Consider the following 23,590-nt stretch of genomic DNA (forward strand, 5'->3'; position numbering starts at 1 on the left):
TAGCCCAAAGATGCCGGTGTGGTGAAATTGGTATACACGACGGATTCAAAATCCGTTGCCTTCGGGCGTGGCGGTTCGAGTCCGCCTACCGGCACCATACATAGAAAGGTCGCTTTTATAGCGGCCTTTCGTCGTTTTAGGCGTTTGTAAATATTCGATTTTTCAGGTGCTTATCTCAAAATTCCTTTCCTGCTATCGCCTCTTTTTTCGCTCCAATAGGCTCTCTTTATCCTCCTTAAAATTTCGCCCATGGTCCATATATGGTTCATCGCATGACGATTCTGTGCGCAAGGGAATCCCAGTAAATCCAACAAATGCAAAAAGCCGCCGTCGTACAAGCCAGTATTACCAAGAGCTCTAAGCTAGCAGAACCATGGTACGACCATGGTGACTTTACGGTGCTATGCGCTTCTGGTTTGGCTGCTATGTGGTTTCTGATCGTTTCGATGGATAGTCGAAAAGCCAGTTTGAGTTAGGCGGTTTTGCGGTGTGTGTTGGAAGGGCGTTGGGGTAATACAGCTACAATCAATCACAGTTTGGCTTGTTCAAAGGGATCAGGCTTTATTCGACGAGGATAGGATCAGTCTCGTACTTCTTAATATTTAGTCAGCGCCATGTGAACCAATCATTTTCTTCATCTGTAGGTTTCTGTTATCTTAAATCATTCAGTTGCATAGGATATGGGTTACAGAGTGTCGGATTCTAAAGAACGAGGCGTGATTACTTTTTTTGACGTCGAGAAGTTTGGCTTTTACCGCTTAAGAAAAAACAAGGATGGAGAGCCAGTAGATGTAGATGTAGATGATTTGCTACTTCGTTTGAATAGTTGGCTTATAGGGAAAAAATTCCAAAATACAGTTCCTTGGGGTGAAAGTGGAAGTTCCTTCAATAAAATATACTGTCAGAGCTTCTATTTAGATGAAGATACGGGGGATTTTTTTCTCGTTTTGATCAAATCTGTTGGCGCTGAAAACGGAGGTGTAAAAGGGGTTAAGTACGATTCTGCTATAGGGGGAAATACTAACGATACAATAACCTCTGCTGATGGCATTAATGCAAATGAGGTTGCTTGGGGTCAGGTCATGTATTACTGGTTCATCCCTTCGAAGAACAAGGTTGCCTCTATTCGGTTTCGTGACTCTGTTTGTGATATCAATGGCCTTTCTCAGTATATAAGAGAGTGGGTTAAATATCGCTGTGATAAATATGTTGGTAAGGTGATAGAAACAGTTCGTGAAAAGGCTGATGGTACTAAGTCGGTAGTTGTTAAACGAATGCTTTACAGTGGTTCCGAAGAGAAAAAAGGAAAGAAAGAAAATAAGGAAATAAACTATTCATTTCAGTTTAAGTTTTTGGCTAAGTTATCAAAGCAACGAACTAATTTTGAAGATTTAAGTAAAGTGCAAGATAGAATTACTCACTTTGTATTCCGTTCTATATTATCTTCTACTACTGAGGATAAGCGACTTTTTGCTGGTATTATGGATAACATGCTAAAGAAAATAGGATTTAGTGTGGATAACTCTCAAGATGGTAAAATTAAAAAGTACAAAGAGTATGAAGTCATTGTTGAAGATAAACCTACATATCAAGAGCTAGATAAGATATTTAATGAATATACACAAGCTAACATCAGCTCAACAGGCTGGGAAAATGTTGGTATAAAAATTGATGGAAGGAGTAATAAGACTAGGTGGCTTGATGAGTATATATTAAAAAGTGAAATTTATATGAATCAAAAGCCTATTGATAAAGATACGTATTCAGCTGTTCAGATTATGAATTCTGTTTCTCATGTGCGGGAAGATTTGTTGAGCAAAATTAATGATGACACAGATGTTCCTAATAATATAAATGATGACGCAGATACTTCTGAGTGTGATCTAGATACTTCTGAGTTAGTTTCAGATGCAAATGGTTCCGAATCATATAAAGATGATGTATCAAAGGTCGGTTAAGATGAAATTTTCATTTAAGGATAAGTTTTTTTTGTTTATGACATTTTTTGTCATTATTACAATAACACTCTTTATGCTCATTAAGTTGAACGGTGTGGAGGTGAGTTATTCAGATGTAAAAGATTATATATCTATTTTATTGAATTCGTCTGCTATGATTTTTGCTATTGTTGGCTTGTGGGTCTCATCTACATATACTACTTTTGTTGATTCAATTACTTCACGCTATAACAAGGTAACATCGGGTGAGTTTGGTGAAAGTACAAAGCGATTAGAAGGGTTGATTGGAGTTTTGATCTTATCTGCTTCGGTAATGTCTTGTATATTGTTTTTTCAAATGGTTAAAATTCTCCTTCCTGCCACCTTGGAAAAGGATTTTATTTTTGCTGGAGTTTCTGTCTTATTATCCTTAGGTATTCTTCAGTTGTCCGCCATTATATATGTTATTTTGATAAATGTTACTTACATTAATGAGGTATATAGAAAAATTCATAACAAAGATGGAGAGGATCAATTTTGATGAGGTAGAGAGATTTTATCCTCTCTCCTTATTTTGTGTCATGAGTAACCAATACTTCTACTGCTAGCCGTAACAGTCATCCATTCAAACACATATTAACTAATAGAATATCTAGTTAATGGAGGTTTGAATGAGCAAATCACAACGACTCACTACCACTTTCCTCAACAACCTGAAACCCAATCCGGCTAACGCTAAATCTACCGATTACGAAGTTAATTTATCTGCTATGAAAGACAGTGGCTTACCTACTGGTGTTCGCTGCTTAGTGGGTAAGTCTGGAGGGAAACGCTTCCTACTGCGTTATACCAGTCCGGTAACAGGTAAGAAGGCATCTATTGGTCTTGGTAAGCACCCTGAAACTGACCTCGCCACACTGCGCAAAACAGCCAAAGAGTATCGCCAGCAAATTATTGAAGGTATTGATCCAAAGCTTGAGCGTGACAATCAGACTACCGAGAAGACGATGACTCTGGAACGGTTCTTTGATGAAGTTTACCTGCCATTGGCTAAACAGAAACGTAGTTGGAAGGATGACGCCGCTCGATTTCGTTTGGCAAAGTCGATACATCACATATCCATTCATGACCTAACCGCCGCCGATATCATCAAAGTCCAAATGGAGATGCAAAACGCCGTTACGATTAAGGGGAAACCGTATGCTCCTGCTTCGATAAACCGTGTTCTAGCCCTGCTCAAAACGATCAATCGTCAAGCATACAAGTTGATGGACGCGCCGCTCATTGCTGACAAGGTGAGCTTGTTGAAAGAAGATAACGTGCGAACTGGGTACTTGTCCGAATCACAGCTAAAGGAGTTTATAGGTCACGCTCTGAACCATGAAGACAAAAGTATTGGCGCGTACCTAGCTTTGTTGTTTTTGACTGGTGCGAGGGATAAGGAACTGCGTTTGCGCTTGAAATCCGATGTGAATTGGGAGGAGAAAACACTCACTATTCCACATACGAAAAACGGTACTAGTCACGTTTTATTCCTAAGTGACTACATGCTTGATATTTTGAGGTCGGTGCCTCATGTGGCGAATAATCCGTATCTCTTTCCTGGACGCAAAAAGGGTAAACCAGTAGGGCAACCTAGGCATGCTTTCAAGGCTATCAAAGCTAAGATGGGACTGCCCGACATACCCGGTGATAAAGCGAATCTAACCCTGCACAGTGCTCGCCATACAGTTGGGTCGCTTTTGGCGTCACAAGGAGTCTCGTTACACGACATAGCCAAGCAGTTGAATCACGCTGACCTTTCATCAACAAGGCGCTACTCAAAATTGACTGTAGGGCGTCGGAGGGAGATTGGCTCTCGTTTGTCGGATATGGTGACTGCGAAGCCAGAGATACTTTGGGAATGAAGAAGTTAGGTTTAACCAGTTAATTTGGAAATGACATTAGAAAAGCCCCTGTTTAGCTCATCGCTAAACAGGGGCTTTTTCATTATTAAACGGAGATTAGAAATGAAAACAGTAAACAAGTTTGAAGACATTCAATCACTGCCAATGCCTGATGGTGTGAAAGCAAAACTGCTCGAACACTTGATTGAGCCATTCGGTGATGAAGAAAACACAAAAGCATTCTGGGATGAAGTCGGTACGACCTTGTACTTGATTGAGGAGTCCGATACCGACGAAACCTTGAGTGAAGAATCTGAGGAAGACCAGCATTTTCTAAGGTTTCTTAGTAACTTTAGCGAGTGGGTGCTAATTCTTAACTCTCCTGACTGTCCTTGGCTTCTAGCAGTCGCCATAGTGACCATGGAAGGTGGTGGTGTGTACTGCTGCGCTCCAATGAACAGTCCAACGTTCCCTGTCGCCAAGTTAGCTGATCAAGCTGAATCTTAAAACCCAATTAAACCTGAACAATTCCATCTTAAAGGAGGTGTCCTATGGCACGTAAACCAAGCAATAAACAAGAAACGGTTCAACCTGAAATTGTAGAGGGTAATGAACAAGTCACGGTCACTGACGATCAACCAGTAGACCATTTCACTCATATAGTGCGCGAGGGCAAAGCTAAAAAGCTATCACCGAAAACAGAGAACCATGTGTTCTATGAAATCGCCATTCATGATGAAGAAAACGAGCTCTATATTCGTATGTCTGGAAATCAGGGTGGTGGTCTACACAGCAAGGAATGGATCCCGCTTAAAGATATCACCGCTGTACTAGATGTGCAGGGTGATAAGCCGTTCAAGAGCTCTGTGATGAAGTGTGTCTTTTCCGGGCAGTCAGCAAATAACGCTGGTTTTATGGCTGCTTGTTGCAGGGGGCTTGGTCTTATCATCCAGTCGGAGAAATCAGTCTTCCTCCACGTTCTAGCGCCTGACTACGAGCAACGTCGTGATGAGTTGCTGTCATTAGTTGACGCTGACCCCAAAGCTAAATAACCCCAAAAGCACATCAATTCTTACCCACTAAGCCAATTCTGGCTTTCATACTGAGCACTTAGCAAGAGTGCTTCCCTAACAAACTAAAAGAGATTTTATTATGAACTTAACTTTTGACGTTGAGCGATTACTGCTGCCTGTCAGTGTCGATCTTCAAGATGCTTTAAACCGAGCGATCAGCGAATCAGGTAAATGGACACCCATGATCCAATCGGTTGTGATCAACTTCCGAGATTCATCCTACAGTTCGGAAAACGGCGGTTGGCACCCCGTTGAAATCAGGCTTGTCCGCCTCTACGACCAGTGGATATTTGATTACATCACTGACTTTGCGTATTGCAGTGGTCCTTATCCCGAACTGGTTAAAGAGGTGGATTTTAACTTCTCATCTGGGACGGCGAGTTTTTCCTATGTTCCAGAACTGCCGATAACAAGTAGTGAGGTAATGGAGTTCTACTCGATGTGGGAATCCAACTTTCTCAGCTACGTGGAAATGGGCGTGTTCGATGAGATAAAAGTCACTGTGGATTAGTCCATCGGCAACAAACCAAGTAGAAAGCACCATGTATGTACCATAAAATAGTCGACTCACTTCCTAGTGAAACTAAGGCTTCCCATTGCTCCATGTTAATCATGGTGTGATGGAAAGCCTTTTTCATTGGGGCAAGTTTTAGCAACGTTTACCCAATCCGTTGCCTTCGGGATTCAGAGGGGATTGAGTTGCTGGATTGCAATGAACGGTGAAAACACCATGGAAGGGAGCGTTAATTTTAACGAGTTTGGTTGGTTTACACTGGTGTTTTGTTATTAAAAGCTCCCATTGCTATGTCGAAGCAATGGGAGCTGATGTTTAGGTTTTGCTATAGCGCGTAACGTATAGGGGTATTGAGAACGAGTTTCCATGAGATTTTCCATAGTCATCTGTTCTAATTACAGCGCCAAGAGCGCACCTTAATCTTATGTTTACAGGTCGGAGCGAAAACTTGGTCATTTTCAACGTTGCCATTTGGGATAACCTAGTTTGATGTTCTTAGGTAGTGCTTATGGTTACGTTGATATGAGAAAATCTATTGAGATAGTTCCTCTAGCATGCTCAAAGATTGTTGCTCTTTTTCATTTAGACTCGAAAGTAGTACATGCTTCTTGATATTCGGCAAGGTGTTCAGATAACTGAAGAACCCATTAACAGTCATTGGAGAAACTGGCTCAAAGTATTCCTCTTTATCCTCATCCTCGCCTCCAAATGAAAACTCAACACAGTGCATCACTAGATCTTCTTTCTCGTAGATGATGGCGATAGAGCGAGAATGTTCACAATCACTATACGCTTTGAACTCTAGAAACAATACTTCTTGACCTTCATAGCTTTCTAGGTATTCAGCACCTGCTTCTATTGTGTAATGGTCTTCGTCAGCATGGAAGGCGGCGATAGTAGTAATCGCTTCATGTGCATGAGCTGCTGCTGCACATTTGGCGATTTTTTCACTTTGACAGCTATTGTGTAACCAATCTGCTTTATTGAATGGAATAGACATGTTCTTGTACCTGTTTTGTTTTAGTTTCGATACGCGGATTAAACATGCTTAACTTATAAAAAACTAGGCTAACTGATAGATTTATAACGATATTCGTGAATGGATTGACACAAATGAATTTTTACTCAAATTTTTCACCTATTTTCAGGAGCTAGTTAAAACAGGCTAGATGTAACAAAAGGAACTTGTCACCGGAATCTATGGTGACAAGTTCAATTCATGGCTCTGTTTATCCAGTCATCATACCTAGTAGATAGCCAACGGCGGTGAAGCTTAACAAGTTAGCGATATCAACTAGGTAAAAATACGGACTGGACTGAGTGATTTGGAGCAGAGTTCGTGCATCAGACATCATGGTTATACCCCTATTAAATTACAGCTTCCTTCGGAATTATTTTAGTGTTTTCTAATTAACGACCAAAAACGGCATCATTTTGAGTTTTCCCTTGCGTGGTATCGGTTTGAGGCTTCGCTAAATCGTCTCTTTCGCTTACCCCACATAGGTAAGCTCAAAATCGGTACATAGTGGCAAGTTGATGGTTAGGAGGGGCTGTAGTGGTGCAGTGAAACGACATTATGTCGGTGTTCTTTGTTGTCATGTAGCTGTGTTTCTAGAGGGAACGCTAGGGCGTCATTAATTAACGTGGCAACGTCATGACACAATACTTACGTACAGCAAGTAAAGCATTTGGATCATCATGACCTAATTGCTCAGTAAGCTGATCGGGTATGGTTATCTGAAGCGTGTCTTCTACTTGTAACGATCCAATGTGGCGTGGAGGTCGCGTATAAGTTCAAGCTTGAGACTGACAGGGGAGAGAACCTCGACTTGAGGCATCCAGGACTTCAACAAGGGCAAGATATCGCTCAATCTTGATACTCGACTGCTAACCAACAAACTACCGTCGCTCAGTTCTTTCAATAGCTGCTGGTGGGGAAGAATCATACCTTCAAGAAAGCGTGGAGCTACTTCCCTATCAACCTGTACAAGCACCTCAGCATCATCCGGAGTTAGCCACTCCATCCCTTGTTTATGTATCTCCTCGTGGACCTTTTGATTCGGTTTGTATTTATCTTCCCGGCGGTGAATCCGTGAAATATTCGGTAATCGGTACGAATGTAGCTGGTCACAGTAGGTCGCAGCGAGGAACCAGATACCACGGTCATTTACCAAACGATATGGATGGACAGATTCAAACGTTTTGCCATTGTAAATAAGGTCAATAACAGAGTGAGTGGTAATAACTTCGGTCAACTGTCTAAACAGCGCATCGAACTTCTCCATGGGTTCGGAGCGTGGGTTCTTAAACAGAACGGGAGTGTGACCGTTGAACTTGTAGTGATTAGGTAGTAGCGCGGACAAACCCGTATCGTGCAGTACCTTGTTGGTATTCGCATTACCATTATTTCGAGTTACCGGATCTAACCGATAACCCTCATTAGTGCGGATAATCGGAGCGTTGACTAGCCTTTCATTGAAATCGCGTCTCAGGGTTTTCTCGCTTACCTGATAGTCCGCTACCAACTGCTCAGGGGAGAGCACTTCTCCCATAAACAATCTCGTCAATATGTCACCTAGCCTTAAAGCTAGCTTTTCACTCTTATCGCTCATGCTACTAGCGTACGGTTTCCCTTGGACAGGTTGAGGGCAAAACATTTTTAAATGTTTCAAACCGTCGCGCACTGAGATTTGGCATAGCTTTCATTGGATAAGGCAGGGCAATGACGATGACTATTTTCACACTCACTCTGCGGTCTTGGACATACCCTGTCCGAGCTCAGTGGGATACTACACAACGTAGATTTACTACAACGTCAATTAAAGGAAACTATAATGAAAGTGACACTCATTAAGCCACTTATGGCATCAGGTTATTCATGCCGCTCTTTAGGTTGTCCAGGTTGGGTTACCAAGGGCGGGTCATGCGATACGTGTGGCGCGATGGATTACAGTTAAGAAGGAGCGTTCATATGGGCGGTTGGACAGAAGACCAAGGTGACTATGATGATGGTACAGAAGATTCTGGCTTCAGTCAGGACTTCGATATGGAACCGGGCGACGATGGTTGGCTCGGCGGCGACTTCATGGCTGATGATGACGATGATTAAGTCCCATCACTAAATTAGGCTTATCAACAAGGGCGGTATCGAAAGGTATCGCCCTTTTCTGTATCTATAGAAAAGGAAAACATTATGACGAAAACACATTTTCACACTAACCCTCAACAGCGCTGGTTTAAGCCTAGCTCGTCAACAGGTGTTCGATTCGCGAAGTACGGTGCCACACTCGGTACCCGCTATGGTCCCCAGGGCGTCGTGATTGGCGGGGCGATCGGGTTTGTCGCAGGTGCATTAATCGGAGGGGCATTGGATGAGCTAGATGTTATCTAGTGAAAAAGTAGAGGCGCAATCGCCTCTACTTTTTTCTTTATCGTAACTGATGGAAAGTGGTTTTCCTTTATCTCGTTGGGCTTTTTCCTCTGTGTTCATTTAGTCCGTTGGGGAGTAAATAACACGGACTAACATATCCAAGACTTATGATAGGATTATCAGTCGTTGTGTTGTGAACCTGCCTAAAACAATGTCTAGAAAAAAGAAAGAAATTAATGTTCTTAAGAAGCGAATCAAAGCTTGTGAGTTACAGTTAAAAGCGCTTTTAGATGAGAAAGGATTGAAGTATCACGCTAGCGCATTTGAAACAGAGAGCACATTGATTAATGGTCGAGAAACCGTTTTAGCTGGTAGTGGAGTCTGGCATTACGTCAAAGCAGCTATAGAAGACGTTCGATGTAATGCCGCCGAGTTTGTTGATGATGATTTTTGCTCTAGTATCGGTTTGCCGTCACCTAAACAATCTGCGGGTTATACAGATGTACAAGCGCTGTATTTGTCGATGATTGTTCCGGAGTTATACCCTGATTTTGATGACAGGCTCCTAAAAGATCCTCATCTACCTGAACTTTTGTTTCCAGCCCTAGCGCACCATAAGTTAAAAACTACTAAAAAAATTGTCGAAGATAATATTATTACATTATCTGAAGTTGATGAGATTTCGACTAAGGTTAGAGACTCTTTGTCTGAAGTTGATGGTCTTTCGGCTGAGCTTAAAGGCATTCTGTCCGAGGTTTATGCTCTTTTATCTGAAGTAGAAATAATTGTCGAAATGATGTCCTTAAGTCGCCGAAAGTTCTCCGGTGAAAAGACGCTTTCTCCGTTACTAAAGCTTAAAGCTGACGCTGAAAACAAAGCGGCAAAGGTGTCCGAGATTAGAAGAACTGTGACTAAGAAGTCGTCTATACAGAAAGAAGCTATGGAGTTTCAAGGTAAAGTTCGGGAGTTGGTGTCTAAGGTGGTATCGGAAATGGGTAAATATCACCTTCCAATCTCAAAGGAAACCGTGAGACGGCTATGTTTGGACGCGTTTACCCCTCAAGATAGAAAGCAGTATGTTGATGAGCGCTATAAACATTTAGCTGCGGGGTGTGGTGACTATAAAAACAGAAATACAACGCTGTTAAAACAGGCTAAGCGGGATGTGAATGCGCTATTTGATTTTGTTTATGAGTTGATAGACGAGTTCTTGGTTTCTTATGAGTCGAAAGATGACGACGAGAAATCGGAAGAGCTCTTTAACGATGACCGATTATTGAGGTATTTGCGAAATATCATCGAGAAGGAAGTTTAGTGACTTGAAAATCGCCATTTTGTACTGCCAGATAATACGCGGCTAATCCGTAAAATCCTTTGCATGTTTTTGACTTTCTATGCACAGGAGTAAATTGTGGTTAGTCGTGCCATTCCTTTTACCGCATCTATTTTTGAGTCACACCCTCGCCCTAAACCTGGACAAAGTCCTATTGTTAAGCGACGTGAGGGTGTTAAGTACCAGCAAGTAACATTCTATGCCAATACGATCTCTCTAGGCATCTCTAAGACGTTTAAAGGTCAGCGTTTTAATGAGGTGATTGGACATTGGCCTGAGATGAGCATTTCTACTTTTGACAAGATTGCCAGAGAGCGTGTCTCGAAGATTGAGCTTGGCTATTACAACAAAGCTGCATCCCTTTTAATCGGTGACTTCTTCATTGATTTTGTTCTTCCAATGATGGAAAGCCGAAATCGAGATATCGAGAGTGTAAAAACACGTTGGCGTCGAGTGGCTCCAATCTTTGCACATCAAGCTTTAGGTGATGTTAGTAAGTTGCAGATTACGCAATTTCTTACCGAGCTATCTACTCAAGTTAAAGGTTCAACGGTAAACCGTCATTTGTCCCTTCTATCGCGCATTTTTTCACTTGCTGTAGAGCTGGAGCTTTTGGTTGTAAACCCGTGTAAGGGTATCAAGAAGTGGCCTGAAAACAATATACGTGACCGAGTTTTAAGTGACGATGAGTTACGTATCTATATTCGGGAAGCGATTCGCATTAACAGCTTTCAGTCTAAGGCGCTGTTGTTCAGTTTGATTACGGGACTTCGCATCGGAAATGTCATTGATATCCGTCGAGAAATGCTGAGTGACGACCTTACACTGTTGACTCTGCCGATGACTAAAAATGGTAAGTCGTACCGTGTGATGCTTAATGAGCCAGCTCGAGAAGTATTAAAAAGCTGCGCAGAGTTGTCATGGAATGAGTGGATTTTTCCTTCTGCTGTGAAGGAGGGTGCGCATATAGCTTACCCTCGTAGTTGCCATGAGAAGATTCGTGATGTTGTGTTGCAGTCTACGGGAGGGAGTGAGTCTTTTAATATCCATGACTTACGCCGTACATACGCCAGTAGACAGTTGATGCTCACTGGTGATGCTCGATTAGTGCAATCCAGCTTGTTTCACCAGAGTATTACAACGACTGAGCGATATGCTTTTCATCAACAATCTAAACTGGCTGAAGCGAGCCAAAGCACCGCCTTGTCTTTGTTGTCTGGCAATTCTGAACTATGTCTATAAGGAAAATGGAAAATGAATGATGTTATCTTGACTAAACAAGACCTTGCTGAACGCCAAAAGCGTAGCTTAGAGTCCATTACTACAGCTTGTTCCCGTAACCCATCTTCGTTACCGCCTTTCTTTAAATTGGGGACCAACCGAAATAGTCCTATTCGTTTCCGGTTAAGTGATGTGATTGCTTGGGAAGATGAACAGGCTGAGAAGCAGAAGAAACTGTTGGAAGAGCAAGAACGGAAGTTGGCTCCTCGTTGGTTAATCTAACTTAAGTTTGTAACGTACTAAAAACAAAGCCCAGAGTGCTATGCACTCTGGGCTTTGTTTATTTCAGGAGTTTCATTGCGCAACGATTCGTTACCTGAAAATCGCATTTTTGTACCCCCAAAATGCGATGCCTTAAAAAAGCAGAATATTGGTATCCCAAGTTTGGGGCGGGAGGGCAACTGGATTGGTTCGTCCAACCAGATTGCTCTTTAACAATTTAAATGATTTGAGGTATCAAAATGAGTAACTCTATTTTTGTGCGTACTAACTCTGGTGTAGCAAATGTGTTTGGTGGTAAAACGGTTCTTCCGTCTGAAGATCTACTGCTTATTCTGGGTGCAAGAGGCAATCTAATCGTTGCTGAAACAGGTGAAGAGGCTGACGCACTCTTTAAACAGGTATCGAAGAAGATGAAGCCTGAGAAAAACAAGTGCTTCATGTTGGAAAGCGGTGGCTGGATCCATGCGGATACGGTTGGTAATGCTTTCATCTCTCCGAAGTCGGGTGCATTGTTGATGACGGTGGTAAACAGCGACAATTTGCTTGCTATATTTACGCCTGAAGAATTCAGTGACCTCGAAGGTTTGCGTGACGCGATTACTGAAGCCTTGCTGACGTATAGCGAGGGCAATGATCTGCCTAAGATTGCTTGGTCAGACTTTAAATAATCATCATTGTAAACCTTGCAAAAAGACGCCTTAGAGCGTCTTTTTGCGTTTCTGGAGAGTAGTTATATGATTGAAAATTTTGATTGGTTAGAGCAGGCTTCTGACTTAAGTATGGACAACCTAGCAACATCCGGTTGGACTGAAGAAGAAGCGGTAAGTTCTTGGGGTGAAGCTCAACCTAGTGAGCCCACTCCTTTTGATAGCGTTAAGCGCAAAGCCAAACCTCTGGTGGGTCGTAAGCCCAAAAAGAAGAAGCAAACTAAGCGAAAGCGACGAGAGGCAACTCCGTTCTTTGAACGCCCCGTGATAGCTATGGATACTGAGTATGTAGAATCTGAATGCGGAGGCTACAACCGTATCTTGAGTTACCAATTTGCTGTTCTGTTCCAGGGCAAGTTATCAACTATTATCTTGTTCCCTGAATCGACAAAAAAATCGGGACGACTAGCACTGGACAAATGCTTGGTTCAGGCTATTGAAAAAGCGATGGAAGATGAAGTACTTGATAAGTGGCCTACTGACATCATTTTGTGTGCTCATTGGCTATCGGCAGATTTGTTTAACTTCAGCCAAGCTTTTGACCAACTCAAGACACATGTCAAAGGTTTACGTAAGACGGTGGCGAGTCTTGATGACGTATACGGACTGGAACTTGATAAAGTCATGTCTCGACGTATCGATAAAGAGCCTCTCAATGTTCACGACAAATCCCGCAACCGACACACCTTGTATATCACGTTCTACGACACCATGCTGCTTTCGCCCAATGGATCGTCACTAGCCTCTGTCGGAGAGCTATTGAAGATTCCAAAGGTAGAAATTCCAGAGCCGTACTCTATCTCTCGAATGGATGAGTTTCTGGAAGCAGAGCCTGAGAAATTCGCTGAGTATGCAATTACTGATTCAATTATCAGTGCTCGTCATTTCGAGCGTGTTTCTTCCTTCTGTCAAAATACACTCGGTCTAAATTCGGTTCCGTTCACCATCGGTGGTATTGCCGTTAAAGCCTTTGTTAATAGTTTGGAGGATAAGCGCGGTTACCGTGGTTTGTTTGGTTTTGAGAAGGTGACTAAAGAAGTGTGGCCTTCTGACCGAAGTAAACCGCTAACGATAACTCGTGATGTGCCTGTAACAGCTCGCATGACATTAGAGCATTTTTCGACCATGGCCTACCATGGAGGACGCAACGAGTCATTTATCGCTGGTCCTACTCCTATTGATACTTGGCGAGATTATGACGTTCCATCATGTTATTCGGCGATTACGCTAGGTCTGCGAGAGTTAGATTACGACCAGATGTACATGACCAGAGATCTGAAAGAGCTGTTTGGAGACAAATGTGCTTTGGCTTGGGTTGAGTTTAAGTTCCCTGAACATACTCGCTTCCCAAGTTTAGCCGTTCGATCTGAGTATGGATTGATATTTCCGCTATCGGGTGAGACGCACTGTACAGGTCATGAGCTTGAAGTTGCTTATAGCCAAGGTGCAGAAATTATCATCAAGCAAGCGTTTGTCGTGCCCTGGAAGAATGATAAACGAATCTTCGAAGACTTCATGCGCTGGGGGCGAGAACGGCGTAAGTCATTCGTTAAAAATAGCTTTGACGAGAAATTGACTAAGGAAATGTTGAATAGTTGCTATGGAAAGCTAGCTCAATCGTTGCGCCCAAAGAGGTCGTTCGATATCCAAGCTGGTTACTCTACACAACTACCACCATCGACTTTGACCAACCCATTTTTCGCCGCTTACACGACTGGCTTAGCTAGAGCCTTGTTGGGGGAAATGCTTCATAGCATCCCCGATGACAAGGTTGTTGTTTCAGTGACGACAGACGGCTTCCTGACTAATGCTGATCTGAATGAAATAGACTTAAAAGGTCCTATTTGTCAGCGGTTCCGAGAGCTCTACCACCGTATAGACCCAACTGGCGGTGAAGTACTAGAACTCAAGCATCAAGCGAAGCAACTGATCGGTGCTAAGACTCGTGCTCAGTACACCGTTATAGAGAGTGAAGGTTTTGAGCCAATACTGGCTAAAGGTGGCGTTAAAGTCGATCCAACCATCAATGACCAAAGTGCTTATATGGTGGATAAATATTTAACCCGTAAACCAGGTGACAAAGTTGATGGTAGCTACCTGACACCGAACCGGATGCGCTTTTTAGAGCATAAGGATCTGATGTTGGAAAAGCGGTCTATCTTCCTGAACATGGAGTTCGACCAGAAGCGAGAACTATTGAATCCGGTGATGATTGATGTGCAAGGACGTAAGCATATCGCGCTTGAAACCAAACCACACAAGTCTTTGGATGAGATGCTGTTTACAAGATTGCGCTTTGATCGCTGGCGCAAGTCCCATGTTCTAAAAGATGTTGATGATTGGTGCTCATGGCAAGACCGTTTGGTAATGGCAGAAAGCACGAGTCACAAGGACCTGCGTTTAAAGGCTGATGAGACTTCGGACAGCTTAATGGCGCGCTTATTCTTGCGTTTCTACGCGCAAGAGCAAGGTGGTATGAGCAAGAAGCAGATTAGCGCTAAAGCATTAGCTGAGTGGATGACCGATATTGGCTATCCAACCAAAGCGACCGCAGTACGTAGTGCTAAGAATACCAAACTGATTGAAGGCGCTGTACCGATGACAGAGCTGACCATCAACTTAGCTCGCTTAATAGTCTCGAAGTTTCCTGACTTCGAAGTTGAAATCCTCTTCAACCCTGAATCTCGTTCCTCACTGCGAGAAGCTCTCAACGCCCGTTGAGATCGTAAATATTGACCTATCGAAAGCCCTTATCTCAAAGGGCTTTTTTACCAATCAATCATTGCACCGTTGGGGATATAAGAAGCCCAACCTCACACGCAATGACATTTATTCAAATCCACAGCCGTCATTCCGGCGGCTAACTCAATAAAATTTTAAGGAGCATTATTATGGCTAATCAAAAATTTAACTTTTACGCATCGGTAAACAACGACATAGCTCGTATCGTAAAAACATGGACTGAATGCGAGAAAATTATTGCTAACCCCGGTGGTAAGAAGAAGGGGGCTTTCACCTACAAACAAGCCGAAGAATACTTGCAGGAGTTGGTGTCTGAACGTGATGCTCGCCTTGCGCACAGTAAGCCTAAGAGAAATCGATACAGTAATTCTCGACCAAAAGAAGATTTAAGCTTCTTGAGTGCTTTCACAGCAAGACCTACGAAAAAGACCATTACCTGTAAGCTTGGTGTTGGCGGTAAGGGTTCGACGGTTTCGGTTGTAGGTGGTGACACGCAAATATTTGAAGTTAAGAAGTCTACAGTTTCGGCAATGCGCTACCAGCTCTGTATGCACACATTAAACATCGCTAAAAGTTTGCTAGATCAGGAGGTGAGTTCTATCGAGATTAAAGGGATGGATGCCGCGACGATAAAAACGCTCACTGAATGGGCACCGAAGTGGAAGCAACAGAACTGGGTGAAGCCCAACGGACTGCCTAGACCGAACGCAGAACTCGTACGCGACATGCTGGCGTTGTATGAGCAGATTAAATCTAAGGTCAGCTTCGGCGAGGGTATAGCTCAAAAAGCTCCTGTAGACGATGATGCGCCGTTTTAAGACCTATTTTGAGTAAGTAACCATACAGAGGTCGTCTGGCTTGTTCCAGGCGGCCTCGGTGTGGTTTTATGCTTAGCAAATTGAAAAGAGATAACAATATGAAAAATATCTATGAAATTGAGGGTGTCGAGTTCCCTTCTCGCACTGCTGCTGCGCGTCACTATGGCTTGAACCCCAAGCTGGTTAATGAGCGCGTTACTAAGTTCGGTTGGACGCTAGAGCAAGCCCTTGAACTAGAAGCGCGCCCTAAAGGTGACTACCGCAAGAAAGTTGTTATAGACGGCAGCGAGTACTCAAGTATGCGCCAAGCTGCTAGAGAGCTAGGTGTGGCGCAAAGTACGCTGATGAACCGCATAAAGGCTGGCATATCTGTAGAGGAAGCGCTGTCTGCTGCTCACACCGAGCGTGAGAAGTTAAAAGGTCAGTCCAAACCTATGTTCTACCAAGGTAAGCTCTATCCGTCTGCGCGCCATTTGTTGCTTGCTCATCCCGCGCTGGTTGCTGGTGGTGATTTGGGTAAGGCCGTTACCTCGCTGAATGACAAGGCTCGTCGAGCTAAGAATAAGGGTGAAGTTAGCAACCTGTCATTGGATCAAGTTGCCGCTGAGTATGGTTTGGCGAAAATTGGGTTTGCTGATGAGTTTGATGGTTTTGTTGCTCAGTTAGTGGAACAAGTTGGTGAAGCTGGTTTGACCGAATTGTTCTATGAGCTGAAGTAGTCCGAATTGGTGTTTTGAAGGGAGTAGTTGCGTTGAGTGGCTGCTCCCTTTTTTGTTGCCTGTGTTTTGAGTTGGTGAGCCTGTTGCCGGAAGAACTGCGCAGTAACTATTGCCGTCTCTATTTATAGTTGTGGGGCGAATATGGCTTAAGGCTTAGCGGTTGCTGAGATGCTTCTATATGTTTAGTTTGCGTACAGGTGGTGGGGTGGTTACCAAGATTTCAGAAGAAAGACTCCGACCTAATCAACGGTCAGTTCTACACTATTTCTGCCGATCTGGCACCTGAGTTTACCGATAAAATGGCACCACTAGCAGCACGTATTGAGCATCAAGGAATCCAGTCTTGTATTATGGGTGACGACTCTTGGGGGGCAAAACGATATCCCAACGTCTCTATCGAGCCTTGAACAGTATCAAACAGTGCTCTCTGACTGTAAAGCCGCCAGCAATACAACGATGAACATCGAGTCGGCAATGACAACCTTGGTGAGAAACCAACCCTCGAAAAGCTTTACCCTGAAAAAACAGGGTCAAAGCTACGTATTCTACGAGCTGGAAAATGGTGAGCGTAGCGTCAATGTGAAAGAAGACGATCAAAGTGTCGGTATCGGCACGTGGGACTATGTGGATGGCAACATTGTCATTTCTAATGCTAAAGATGCTGATAATACGCCTATTAACCTCAAAGAGACCATCGCGATGACGTCTTGGAGCTACGATAACCTAGGTATTGCAGTCAAAAAACTACTTCAAGAACAACACTACGATTCGCTAGGGCTTGGAGAGTGGACAACACACGGCAGTGTTTCCTCAGACGTTTATGTGATCATTCTAGGTGCAGAGCATTAATTTGCCGTAGCGTTGTGAATGGCGTCATCAAGTAACGCCTTAAACCAAAAATCCGAGTGTTGATAAAGCACTCGGATTTTTCTTTCTCTGGTAAAATAATTACCTTAACTGGGTTTACCTAAAGCCTACTAATTCCATGGTTTATCTCACTAATCTGTCAAACGATAAACAGCTTCTAAGTATGTGAACTTTGCGATGCTACATCATACTTAAGCTTTTATTTAATGCCGTAACAGGGACTGGGCGACTTAGATAAAACCCTTGAGCTTGTTCACAGTCTAACTCCTCAAGAATACACAGCTGTTCAAGGGTCTCTATGCCCTCAGCAACGACTTGAATCCCAAACCCCTTGGCTATATCAACGATGCCGGAAGTAATTGCTCTTGATCGATAGTCAATAGCAATGTCTTTGATGAAACTACTATCTATCTTGATTTCATCAACGTCTAATTTATTAAATATGCCAAATGAGGTATAGCCAACACCAAAGTCATCAATGGAGAATGTTACACCATACTTCTTCAGTTTCTTTACTAGACTTGCACATTGCTCAATATCCTTTAACGTAGCTGTCTCTGTGATTTCAAAGCATAGGTATTGCGCAAAATCACGGTCTTGTTTTAAGTAAGTTTCGATTTGGCGCATGTCTTCGACACTATTTATCTCAGTAGCAGAAATATTCACCGATACGCTTTGAATGGCATATCCTAGGAGCTGGGTTTCTTTAAGTTGTTTTGATGCTTGCTTGATAACTAGTGTTGTTAAAGCACTACAGAGATTGTTCTCTTCTGCCAGCGTGATAAATACAGCAGGAGATATATCTCCATGTTGGTGGTGTTTCCAGCGAGAGAGCACTTCAACTCCAGTTACTCTCTTATCTTTTAGATGATACTTTGGTTGAAATACGATCTGTATTTGTTCTTTTCGTATTGCGTTACGTAGATCTGCAATCATCTGTTTTCTTTGGAGATCTTGCTCAGCGAGTTTTTTGTCGTGGTACCGGATAGTGTTTTTCGTTATCTTTGCTTGAGCGAGCGCATATTTGGCTGACGACATGAGCTGTTTAACGCTTTCTCCATCAAATGGATAGAGCGCAACACCAATAGAGCACGTTACATCAATGCCATGACGTTTTGAGTGCTGGCTAAACTGCCTTTGAATAAGTGCTAGGTGCCTGTCAATTTGCTTCTCGTCGTGCATGCGAATCAAGCAAGCAAACCCATCCGAATGAGTCCTTGAAGAGAAAAGTGGAGAGACAGTAGACGAACTAATAGATTGTGCTATGTCTTTTAAAAATTGATTGCTCTTTTCAAAGCCGAGTTGATCGGCAATGGGCTTAAAGTTGTCAATATCGAGAAGAAAGAGAACATAATGTTCATTTTCTTTGGCACTACTGAACTTTTGCTCCAAATAGCGAAAAAAGACGTAGGGACTATGCAGGCCTGTCACATAGTCAATGTCATTGGCCCGTTCAATATCTCGGTTGTTCTTTTTTATCAGCCCCCATAGCAAGAGAGACGTGATCACGATAAATAGCATACCCTTTAGTGACTGCACCAACGTGTATACTTGTAGATTACTAGATAGGAGCTCTACCGCTTTATCTGAGAATAAAACCCACAGTGACGCGAATACAAAGTAAGCAAAAACGAGTTTAGCGGAGGTGAGGGAGTTTTTTTTTCATATAGACCACAGTATTACTCGTGTACTGCCCATGACTAAGGTCATACTTATATGATTAACCTATCATTACATCGAATATCAAGCTAGTGACACATCACTTAAACTGTTTAAAATGCTACATTAAACATATAGTTTTACTATGAAAACTAATGTTTAGTAGCATCAAGACCCTCTAAATATAAGTTTTACTTTTTTGAACCCTTCAAGTATCGGCTAGCATTTTGATCTTGATGCTTGTTTTTTGGTCAGCTACTGGCTCTATTTTCTATCTATGTCGGCCATATCAGTTTCAAAATAGATATAAGCCAGTATAAGAGTTTCATATCTCATGCAGAAATGTCAAAATCTACTAAAACTTGATTTAACACATGTGCAGTAGTACGTATTATTACTTCGAATAAACCAATGGGTGACTTAATTTATGGAATATGTGGGTGAATCAAAACGGATGAAAGACAAGTTGAATTTGAGGCAACTTATTCTGATTCTAAGCATCTTTAGTGTATTGGTCACTCTTCTGAACGCTTTTTACTCCATATATCGTGTCCAACATGACCTCATTGTCACCAACACCATTGAATCCAATCGTGTTTACGCTGAAAAAATGGCCGAAATAACGGACACTTTCATTGAATCAGTTTTGTCTCAATTGGAGTATAGCGCACTTACGCTTGGGAGTAGGATAGGTGATTCAGATGCGTTGCAACAAGAAGTAGATCGATTAAGAACCCAAACTGACTCTTTTAACTCTGTAGTCATCGTCAATGCGAAAGGGGTCATCATTTCCGTTTCACCAGAAACAACACGAGTGAAAGGTGTCCAATTAACAACAGACAGTTCGCTACAATCGTTGAACGCTAAGGCTCCAATCGTCACGAATCCGTTCGTATCCCCGGCAGGTAATTATCTAATAAGTATTTCGTACCCTATCTTCTCCGCACAAAAAGAGTATTTAGGTTACGTTAGCGGGAGCATTTATCTCGATAAGAAAAACATATTAATGAGCATACTTGGGCACCATGGCTACAGAGATGGGTCATACCTCTATGTTGTGGATAAAAATCGGACATTGATTTATCACCCTAATAAACAACGAGTGGGAGAAGTCATTGTCAATAATGAAGCAATAAATGAGGTGACTCAGGGAGAGAAAGGTGGGAAAGTTATCATTAACTCTCAGGGTATTGATATGCTTGCTGGGTACGCACCAGTCAATTATTCTGGTTGGGGGATAGTTGCTGCGAAATCGGAAAGCCTCACTCTGTCAGTGCTTAATGACCAAATGTGGAGTGTATTTGTGGCAACGCTTCCAATTGGTGCGCTCACGCTTTTAATTATTTGGATATCTTCGGTTTTTATCTCAAAACCATTATGGCAATTAGCGAGTGTCGTCAAAAACTTTGAAAGCCACACTTCGACTAAACGAGACTTAAATAAAGTGAAACCTTGGTATTTTGAAGCGTCACACCTGAAGCGTTCATTCGTCAGTACATTCAATATTGTATCCAACACAATTGATCAACTGCACCTCGATACCTTAACTGATTCTATGACTGGGTTGTTAAACCGCAGAGGTTTAGATAAGGCCATTGATAATTTGCGTATACAAAACACTCCATTTTCTGTGCTCGCTCTGGATGTTGATTACTTCAAAAAAGTGAATGATACCTTTGGTCATGATGTCGGTGATACTTTACTCATCAGTGTGGCAAATATGATCAAGGCGCAGGCGCGAGAGGTGGATATTGTCTGCCGATCTGGCGGAGAAGAGTTCATGGTTTTTTTAGTTAAAGCAGACATACGTCAGGCTGAGTACGTTGCCGAGAGAATTCGAAAGTCCATTGAATCCAATGAGTTTGATGTCGTAGGTCACGTGACGATTTCTATCGGAGTATCCCAATGGTTAGCCGAAAGAGAGCCGATTAGCGCCATTCTTAAAGGTGCTGATGATGCACTTTACCAAGCAAAACATAACGGTAGAAATAGAACTGAGGTACATAAGTTCAGATGATAAAATAAATGGATACTGATCTGAACACCCATCTAAGCGAGTTTGTCATACTTTAGATAATTTTTACTTAATTGTGCTAAAACAGTTTTGCCCAGAAACGTGTTACAAAGAGTGGTCAAGTGTGTGTACCATTTTCCCATTTTAAATCTGTGCTTGACGCGTGCTAAAGAGATCCAATGAAATCATATTTCATGGTCCTTGATATCCAAAAAAATCCTCTTAAATGCAAGTTATTACAAGAGCTTAAGGGGAATTCAAAATCCGTTGCCTTCGGGCGTGGCGGTTCAAGTCCGCCCACCGGTACCATACATAGAAAGGTCGCTTTTATAGCGGCCTTTCGTCGTTTTAGGTGCTCGTAAATATCAAAAGGAAGTTAGCGTTGCCTTCGCGGTGGCGGCAGGAATGCCAGTCCAATCAACTCCGTCCACCGGTACCATATTTTAAGACAGAGCCTCGATGAAAGTCGGGGCTTTGTTGTATCTGGATCTTCAAAACAAAAAAGCGCGAGGGGTATGCCTCGCGCAAACTACTACATGGTGATAGTAGGAACAGCCTATAGAGCTGTGAACAAGGTATTTTGAGTGTTCGGAGTCCAGTCTGCTTGGGACACGTGCGGTACATCAACTAGATAACGCAAACCTTGATAAGTCACCACATCACCTTGTTTATAGGAAACATTCTGAGTCCAGTTAGTGGCTGGGTCTGCATTTGTCCAAAGGCTAGAGGTTGGAGATGGTGCCCAATCTTGTTGCGCAGTATGGTTTGTTACAGCCTGGTATACAGTACCTAGGTGTAAGACGTAATCGCCAGCGTCGTAGTTATGACCAACTTGCCAGTTCGGTGTGTAGTTATCCATTGTGTCGAAGTCATAACCCGCTTGTTTTGCTAACTGTATAAACTTAGCGAGCTTAGGTAGGTTTTGGTTGCCCCCATGCCACGCTTACCATCTTCAAATAGGAACTCGTGAGTTAATACGATAACTTTATCGGCGTGTAAAGGTGTACCACATGGGAACTCTTGAGCTTTGGAGTTGATCGGGTTAATCGTTGTTGGTGCACAAGTGTTTAACGCGGAATCCACATATCCAAGAAATGCTTCTGCTTCTGTAAGGCTGTTTGCTGGCATTTCAATGCCCCAATTTTCGGGTGCCCAGTCCACATCCCAACCGTGAGTTTGATAGCCGTTATTCGCTAGGATATTTTGAACCTCGATAGCTGCTTTTACACTGTTGGATGGGTTGGATGTATCGCATACATATCCTGGTTCCCAAGGTTTCAGGTCATCAGACGTGGCACATAACCCATCTGCTTTGAAGTCTTTCGTCACGCGCCAACCGTTGGTGTAGGGCAGTCTAGCAAACTCTGTTGCCTTGTAGTTCGGGTAGCTTGTAATGTTCGGCAAATACTTTGCTAACACAGATAAGTTTTCCGTAAACATTGAGGCATCGTAAACAGGGTCTTGATACGAGTTAAGCTGGTGGTCCCCGGTCGCATTACACTCCGCAGCACTGTTCGGTCCAAACTCATCCACGCAGTTGTGCACCATGTGATCGTAACTGTGGTTTGCAACAATATGACCAGTGTCTAATGCGAGCTTTAAGGCTTCTAGGGAACGGTCTTCATTCTCATCACCAATTCCATCTAAATGCCAAGCATTAAAGTAAAACGTCGCTTTGATATCTTCCTGGTTAAGTACTTGAATAACGTCAATAGATGCATTGATTGGTCCATCATCAAACGTTAGATAAATTGTGCCTTTAGAGTCGGTTTGAGCAAATGAGTGTTGTGATAGTGCGGCACTTACAAGCGTTGCAATAGCCAATTTATTAAATTTCATTCTCTATTCCTTTTAAGAAATTAATAACGACGTTGTCAGTAGTAAAATATTGATAATTTGAAACTTAATGTGATGTCTTAAATTATTTTATGACTTTTATCCTAGACCTAAATAATTATAAAAAAATAGGTGGTATTTTCTAAATTGGGATTGTGTTCACGAATAATGCAACCGGTTGCGCTTTTTTGTCTTGGTTATTTTTGCTACAGTTTTTGCAGGTTGAAATTTACACAACGGGAGTAAGGCTATGAAAAAGATCCTTTTATGCTGTAGCGCAGGGATGTCAACCAGTATGCTTGTTAAGAAAATGGAGCAAGTTGCTGAAAATAAAGGAATTGAATGCAAAATTGATGCGATGTCAGTGAATGCATTTGAAGATGCAATTAAAGAGTACGATGTTTGTCTTCTCGGGCCTCAAGTACGTTTTCAGCTAGAAGAGCTAAGAAAAACGGCGCAAGAGCATGGTAAAAACATTGACGCGATTTCCCCTCAGCATTATGGAATGATGAAGGGAGAGGAAGTACTAGAGCAAGCATTAGAATTAATTAACTAAACCATAGTTTTAAATTAAAAAAGATAACTGTACATCAAATATAAATATTTGATGCG

24 protein-coding genes, 1 tRNA gene and 1 pseudogene are annotated in these 23,590 nt (G+C 42.5%); 21 read left to right on the forward strand and 5 right to left on the reverse strand.

Going from position 1 to position 23,590, the window contains the following annotated elements; translation table 11 throughout:
• The first annotated feature begins 12 nt into the window (after positions 1-12).
• The 8 genes from R7041_RS16005 (at position 13) to R7041_RS16040 (ending at position 5,407) form a co-directional block, all read left to right on the forward strand.
• Positions 13-97: transfer RNA gene (locus R7041_RS16005), tRNA-Leu, on the forward strand.
• A gap of 217 nt (positions 98-314) precedes the next feature.
• Positions 315-476 carry a hypothetical protein gene (locus tag R7041_RS16010; protein WP_318114891.1) on the forward strand — a complete coding sequence of 54 codons (162 nt, stop codon included), beginning with the start codon at positions 315-317 and terminating at the stop codon, positions 474-476.
• Between the two features lie 216 nt (positions 477-692).
• Positions 693-1,958 (forward strand): hypothetical protein, encoded by a 1,266-nt coding sequence (locus R7041_RS16015; RefSeq protein WP_318114889.1) that lies wholly within the window; start codon positions 693-695, stop codon positions 1,956-1,958.
• Between the two features lies 1 nt (position 1,959).
• Entirely contained in the window at positions 1,960-2,478 is a 519-nt protein-coding gene (locus R7041_RS16020) for a hypothetical protein (protein WP_318114888.1), read from the forward strand.
• 130 nt (positions 2,479-2,608) lie between these two features.
• Positions 2,609-3,844 (forward strand): integrase family protein, encoded by a 1,236-nt coding sequence (locus R7041_RS16025; protein WP_318114887.1) that lies wholly within the window; start codon positions 2,609-2,611, stop codon positions 3,842-3,844.
• Positions 3,845-3,946: 102 nt separating this feature from the next.
• The gene (locus R7041_RS16030; RefSeq protein WP_318114886.1) at positions 3,947-4,330 is read left to right on the forward strand and encodes a hypothetical protein; all 384 of its coding nucleotides are present in this window, start codon (positions 3,947-3,949) and stop codon (positions 4,328-4,330) included.
• Between the two features lie 44 nt (positions 4,331-4,374).
• Positions 4,375-4,875, forward strand: coding sequence for a hypothetical protein (locus R7041_RS16035; protein ID WP_318114884.1), 501 nt, complete (start codon positions 4,375-4,377; stop codon positions 4,873-4,875).
• Positions 4,876-4,975: 100 nt separating this feature from the next.
• Positions 4,976-5,407, forward strand: a complete 432-nt coding sequence (locus tag R7041_RS16040; protein WP_318114883.1) for a DUF2787 family protein — start codon at positions 4,976-4,978, stop codon at positions 5,405-5,407.
• Between the two features lie 535 nt (positions 5,408-5,942).
• Here the strand turns inward: R7041_RS16040 and R7041_RS16045 are convergent.
• From R7041_RS16045 to R7041_RS16055, 3 genes are all read right to left on the reverse strand, one after another.
• Positions 5,943-6,410 carry a hypothetical protein gene (locus R7041_RS16045; protein ID WP_318114882.1) on the reverse strand — a complete coding sequence of 156 codons (468 nt, stop codon included), beginning with the start codon at positions 6,408-6,410 and terminating at the stop codon, positions 5,943-5,945.
• 229 nt (positions 6,411-6,639) lie between these two features.
• Positions 6,640-6,765, reverse strand: a complete 126-nt coding sequence (locus tag R7041_RS16050; RefSeq protein ID WP_255212448.1) for a hypothetical protein — start codon at positions 6,763-6,765, stop codon at positions 6,640-6,642.
• 396 nt (positions 6,766-7,161) lie between these two features.
• Positions 7,162-8,067 carry a helix-turn-helix transcriptional regulator gene (locus tag R7041_RS16055; RefSeq protein ID WP_318114881.1) on the reverse strand — a complete coding sequence of 302 codons (906 nt, stop codon included), beginning with the start codon at positions 8,065-8,067 and terminating at the stop codon, positions 7,162-7,164.
• Positions 8,068-8,244: 177 nt separating this feature from the next.
• Here R7041_RS16055 and R7041_RS16060 point away from each other — a divergent pair, with 177 nt between their 5' ends.
• The 11 genes from R7041_RS16060 to R7041_RS16110 all read left to right on the forward strand — a co-directional run bounded on the left by R7041_RS16060 (position 8,245) and on the right by R7041_RS16110 (position 17,451).
• Positions 8,245-8,367, forward strand: a complete 123-nt coding sequence (locus R7041_RS16060; protein ID WP_318114880.1) for a hypothetical protein — start codon at positions 8,245-8,247, stop codon at positions 8,365-8,367.
• 14 nt (positions 8,368-8,381) lie between these two features.
• Complete coding sequence (locus R7041_RS16065) at positions 8,382-8,519, forward strand: hypothetical protein (RefSeq protein WP_023585706.1); 138 nt, start codon at positions 8,382-8,384, stop codon at positions 8,517-8,519.
• 84 nt (positions 8,520-8,603) lie between these two features.
• Positions 8,604-8,801: a glycine zipper domain-containing protein gene (locus tag R7041_RS16070; RefSeq protein WP_182020213.1), complete on the forward strand. Its 198-nt coding sequence runs from the start codon at positions 8,604-8,606 to the stop codon at positions 8,799-8,801.
• 172 nt (positions 8,802-8,973) lie between these two features.
• Positions 8,974-10,095, forward strand: a complete 1,122-nt coding sequence (locus tag R7041_RS16075) for a hypothetical protein (protein WP_318114879.1) — start codon at positions 8,974-8,976, stop codon at positions 10,093-10,095.
• A gap of 96 nt (positions 10,096-10,191) precedes the next feature.
• The gene (locus tag R7041_RS16080) at positions 10,192-11,355 is read left to right on the forward strand and encodes a site-specific integrase (RefSeq protein ID WP_318114878.1); all 1,164 of its coding nucleotides are present in this window, start codon (positions 10,192-10,194) and stop codon (positions 11,353-11,355) included.
• A gap of 12 nt (positions 11,356-11,367) precedes the next feature.
• Positions 11,368-11,616 carry a hypothetical protein gene (locus R7041_RS16085; protein ID WP_020329574.1) on the forward strand — a complete coding sequence of 83 codons (249 nt, stop codon included), beginning with the start codon at positions 11,368-11,370 and terminating at the stop codon, positions 11,614-11,616.
• 239 nt (positions 11,617-11,855) lie between these two features.
• Positions 11,856-12,284: a hypothetical protein gene (locus R7041_RS16090; protein ID WP_318114877.1), complete on the forward strand. Its 429-nt coding sequence runs from the start codon at positions 11,856-11,858 to the stop codon at positions 12,282-12,284.
• Positions 12,285-12,350: 66 nt separating this feature from the next.
• Positions 12,351-15,044 carry a hypothetical protein gene (locus tag R7041_RS16095; RefSeq protein ID WP_318114876.1) on the forward strand — a complete coding sequence of 898 codons (2,694 nt, stop codon included), beginning with the start codon at positions 12,351-12,353 and terminating at the stop codon, positions 15,042-15,044.
• A gap of 170 nt (positions 15,045-15,214) precedes the next feature.
• Complete coding sequence (locus R7041_RS16100) at positions 15,215-15,883, forward strand: hypothetical protein (protein WP_318114874.1); 669 nt, start codon at positions 15,215-15,217, stop codon at positions 15,881-15,883.
• A gap of 98 nt (positions 15,884-15,981) precedes the next feature.
• On the forward strand, positions 15,982-16,602 hold the full coding sequence (locus tag R7041_RS16105; protein WP_318114872.1) for a hypothetical protein: 621 nt from the start codon (positions 15,982-15,984) through the stop codon (positions 16,600-16,602).
• A 321-nt stretch (positions 16,603-16,923) separates the two neighbouring features.
• Entirely contained in the window at positions 16,924-17,451 is a 528-nt protein-coding gene (locus R7041_RS16110; protein WP_213912433.1) for a hypothetical protein, read from the forward strand.
• Positions 17,452-17,649: 198 nt separating this feature from the next.
• Here the strand turns inward: R7041_RS16110 and R7041_RS16115 are convergent, their stop codons facing one another.
• Positions 17,650-18,990, reverse strand: coding sequence for a putative bifunctional diguanylate cyclase/phosphodiesterase (locus R7041_RS16115; protein ID WP_250157701.1), 1,341 nt, complete (start codon positions 18,988-18,990; stop codon positions 17,650-17,652).
• A gap of 592 nt (positions 18,991-19,582) precedes the next feature.
• Here R7041_RS16115 and R7041_RS16120 point away from each other — a divergent pair.
• Positions 19,583-21,145 carry a sensor domain-containing diguanylate cyclase gene (locus tag R7041_RS16120; protein WP_213912453.1) on the forward strand — a complete coding sequence of 521 codons (1,563 nt, stop codon included), beginning with the start codon at positions 19,583-19,585 and terminating at the stop codon, positions 21,143-21,145.
• Between the two features lie 553 nt (positions 21,146-21,698).
• Here R7041_RS16120 and R7041_RS16125 read toward each other — a convergent pair.
• A pseudogene (locus tag R7041_RS16125) lies at positions 21,699-22,981 on the reverse strand (carbohydrate-binding protein).
• A gap of 247 nt (positions 22,982-23,228) precedes the next feature.
• On the opposite strand from R7041_RS16125, the gene R7041_RS16130 reads away from it, so the two are divergent.
• Positions 23,229-23,534: a PTS sugar transporter subunit IIB gene (locus R7041_RS16130; RefSeq protein ID WP_064368782.1), complete on the forward strand. Its 306-nt coding sequence runs from the start codon at positions 23,229-23,231 to the stop codon at positions 23,532-23,534.
• Positions 23,535-23,590 lie beyond the last annotated feature (56 nt).

Origin of the sequence: Vibrio sp. 1751, assembly GCF_033339895.1 — a bacterium.
Classification (GTDB): Bacteria; Pseudomonadota; Gammaproteobacteria; order Enterobacterales; family Vibrionaceae; genus Vibrio; species Vibrio alginolyticus.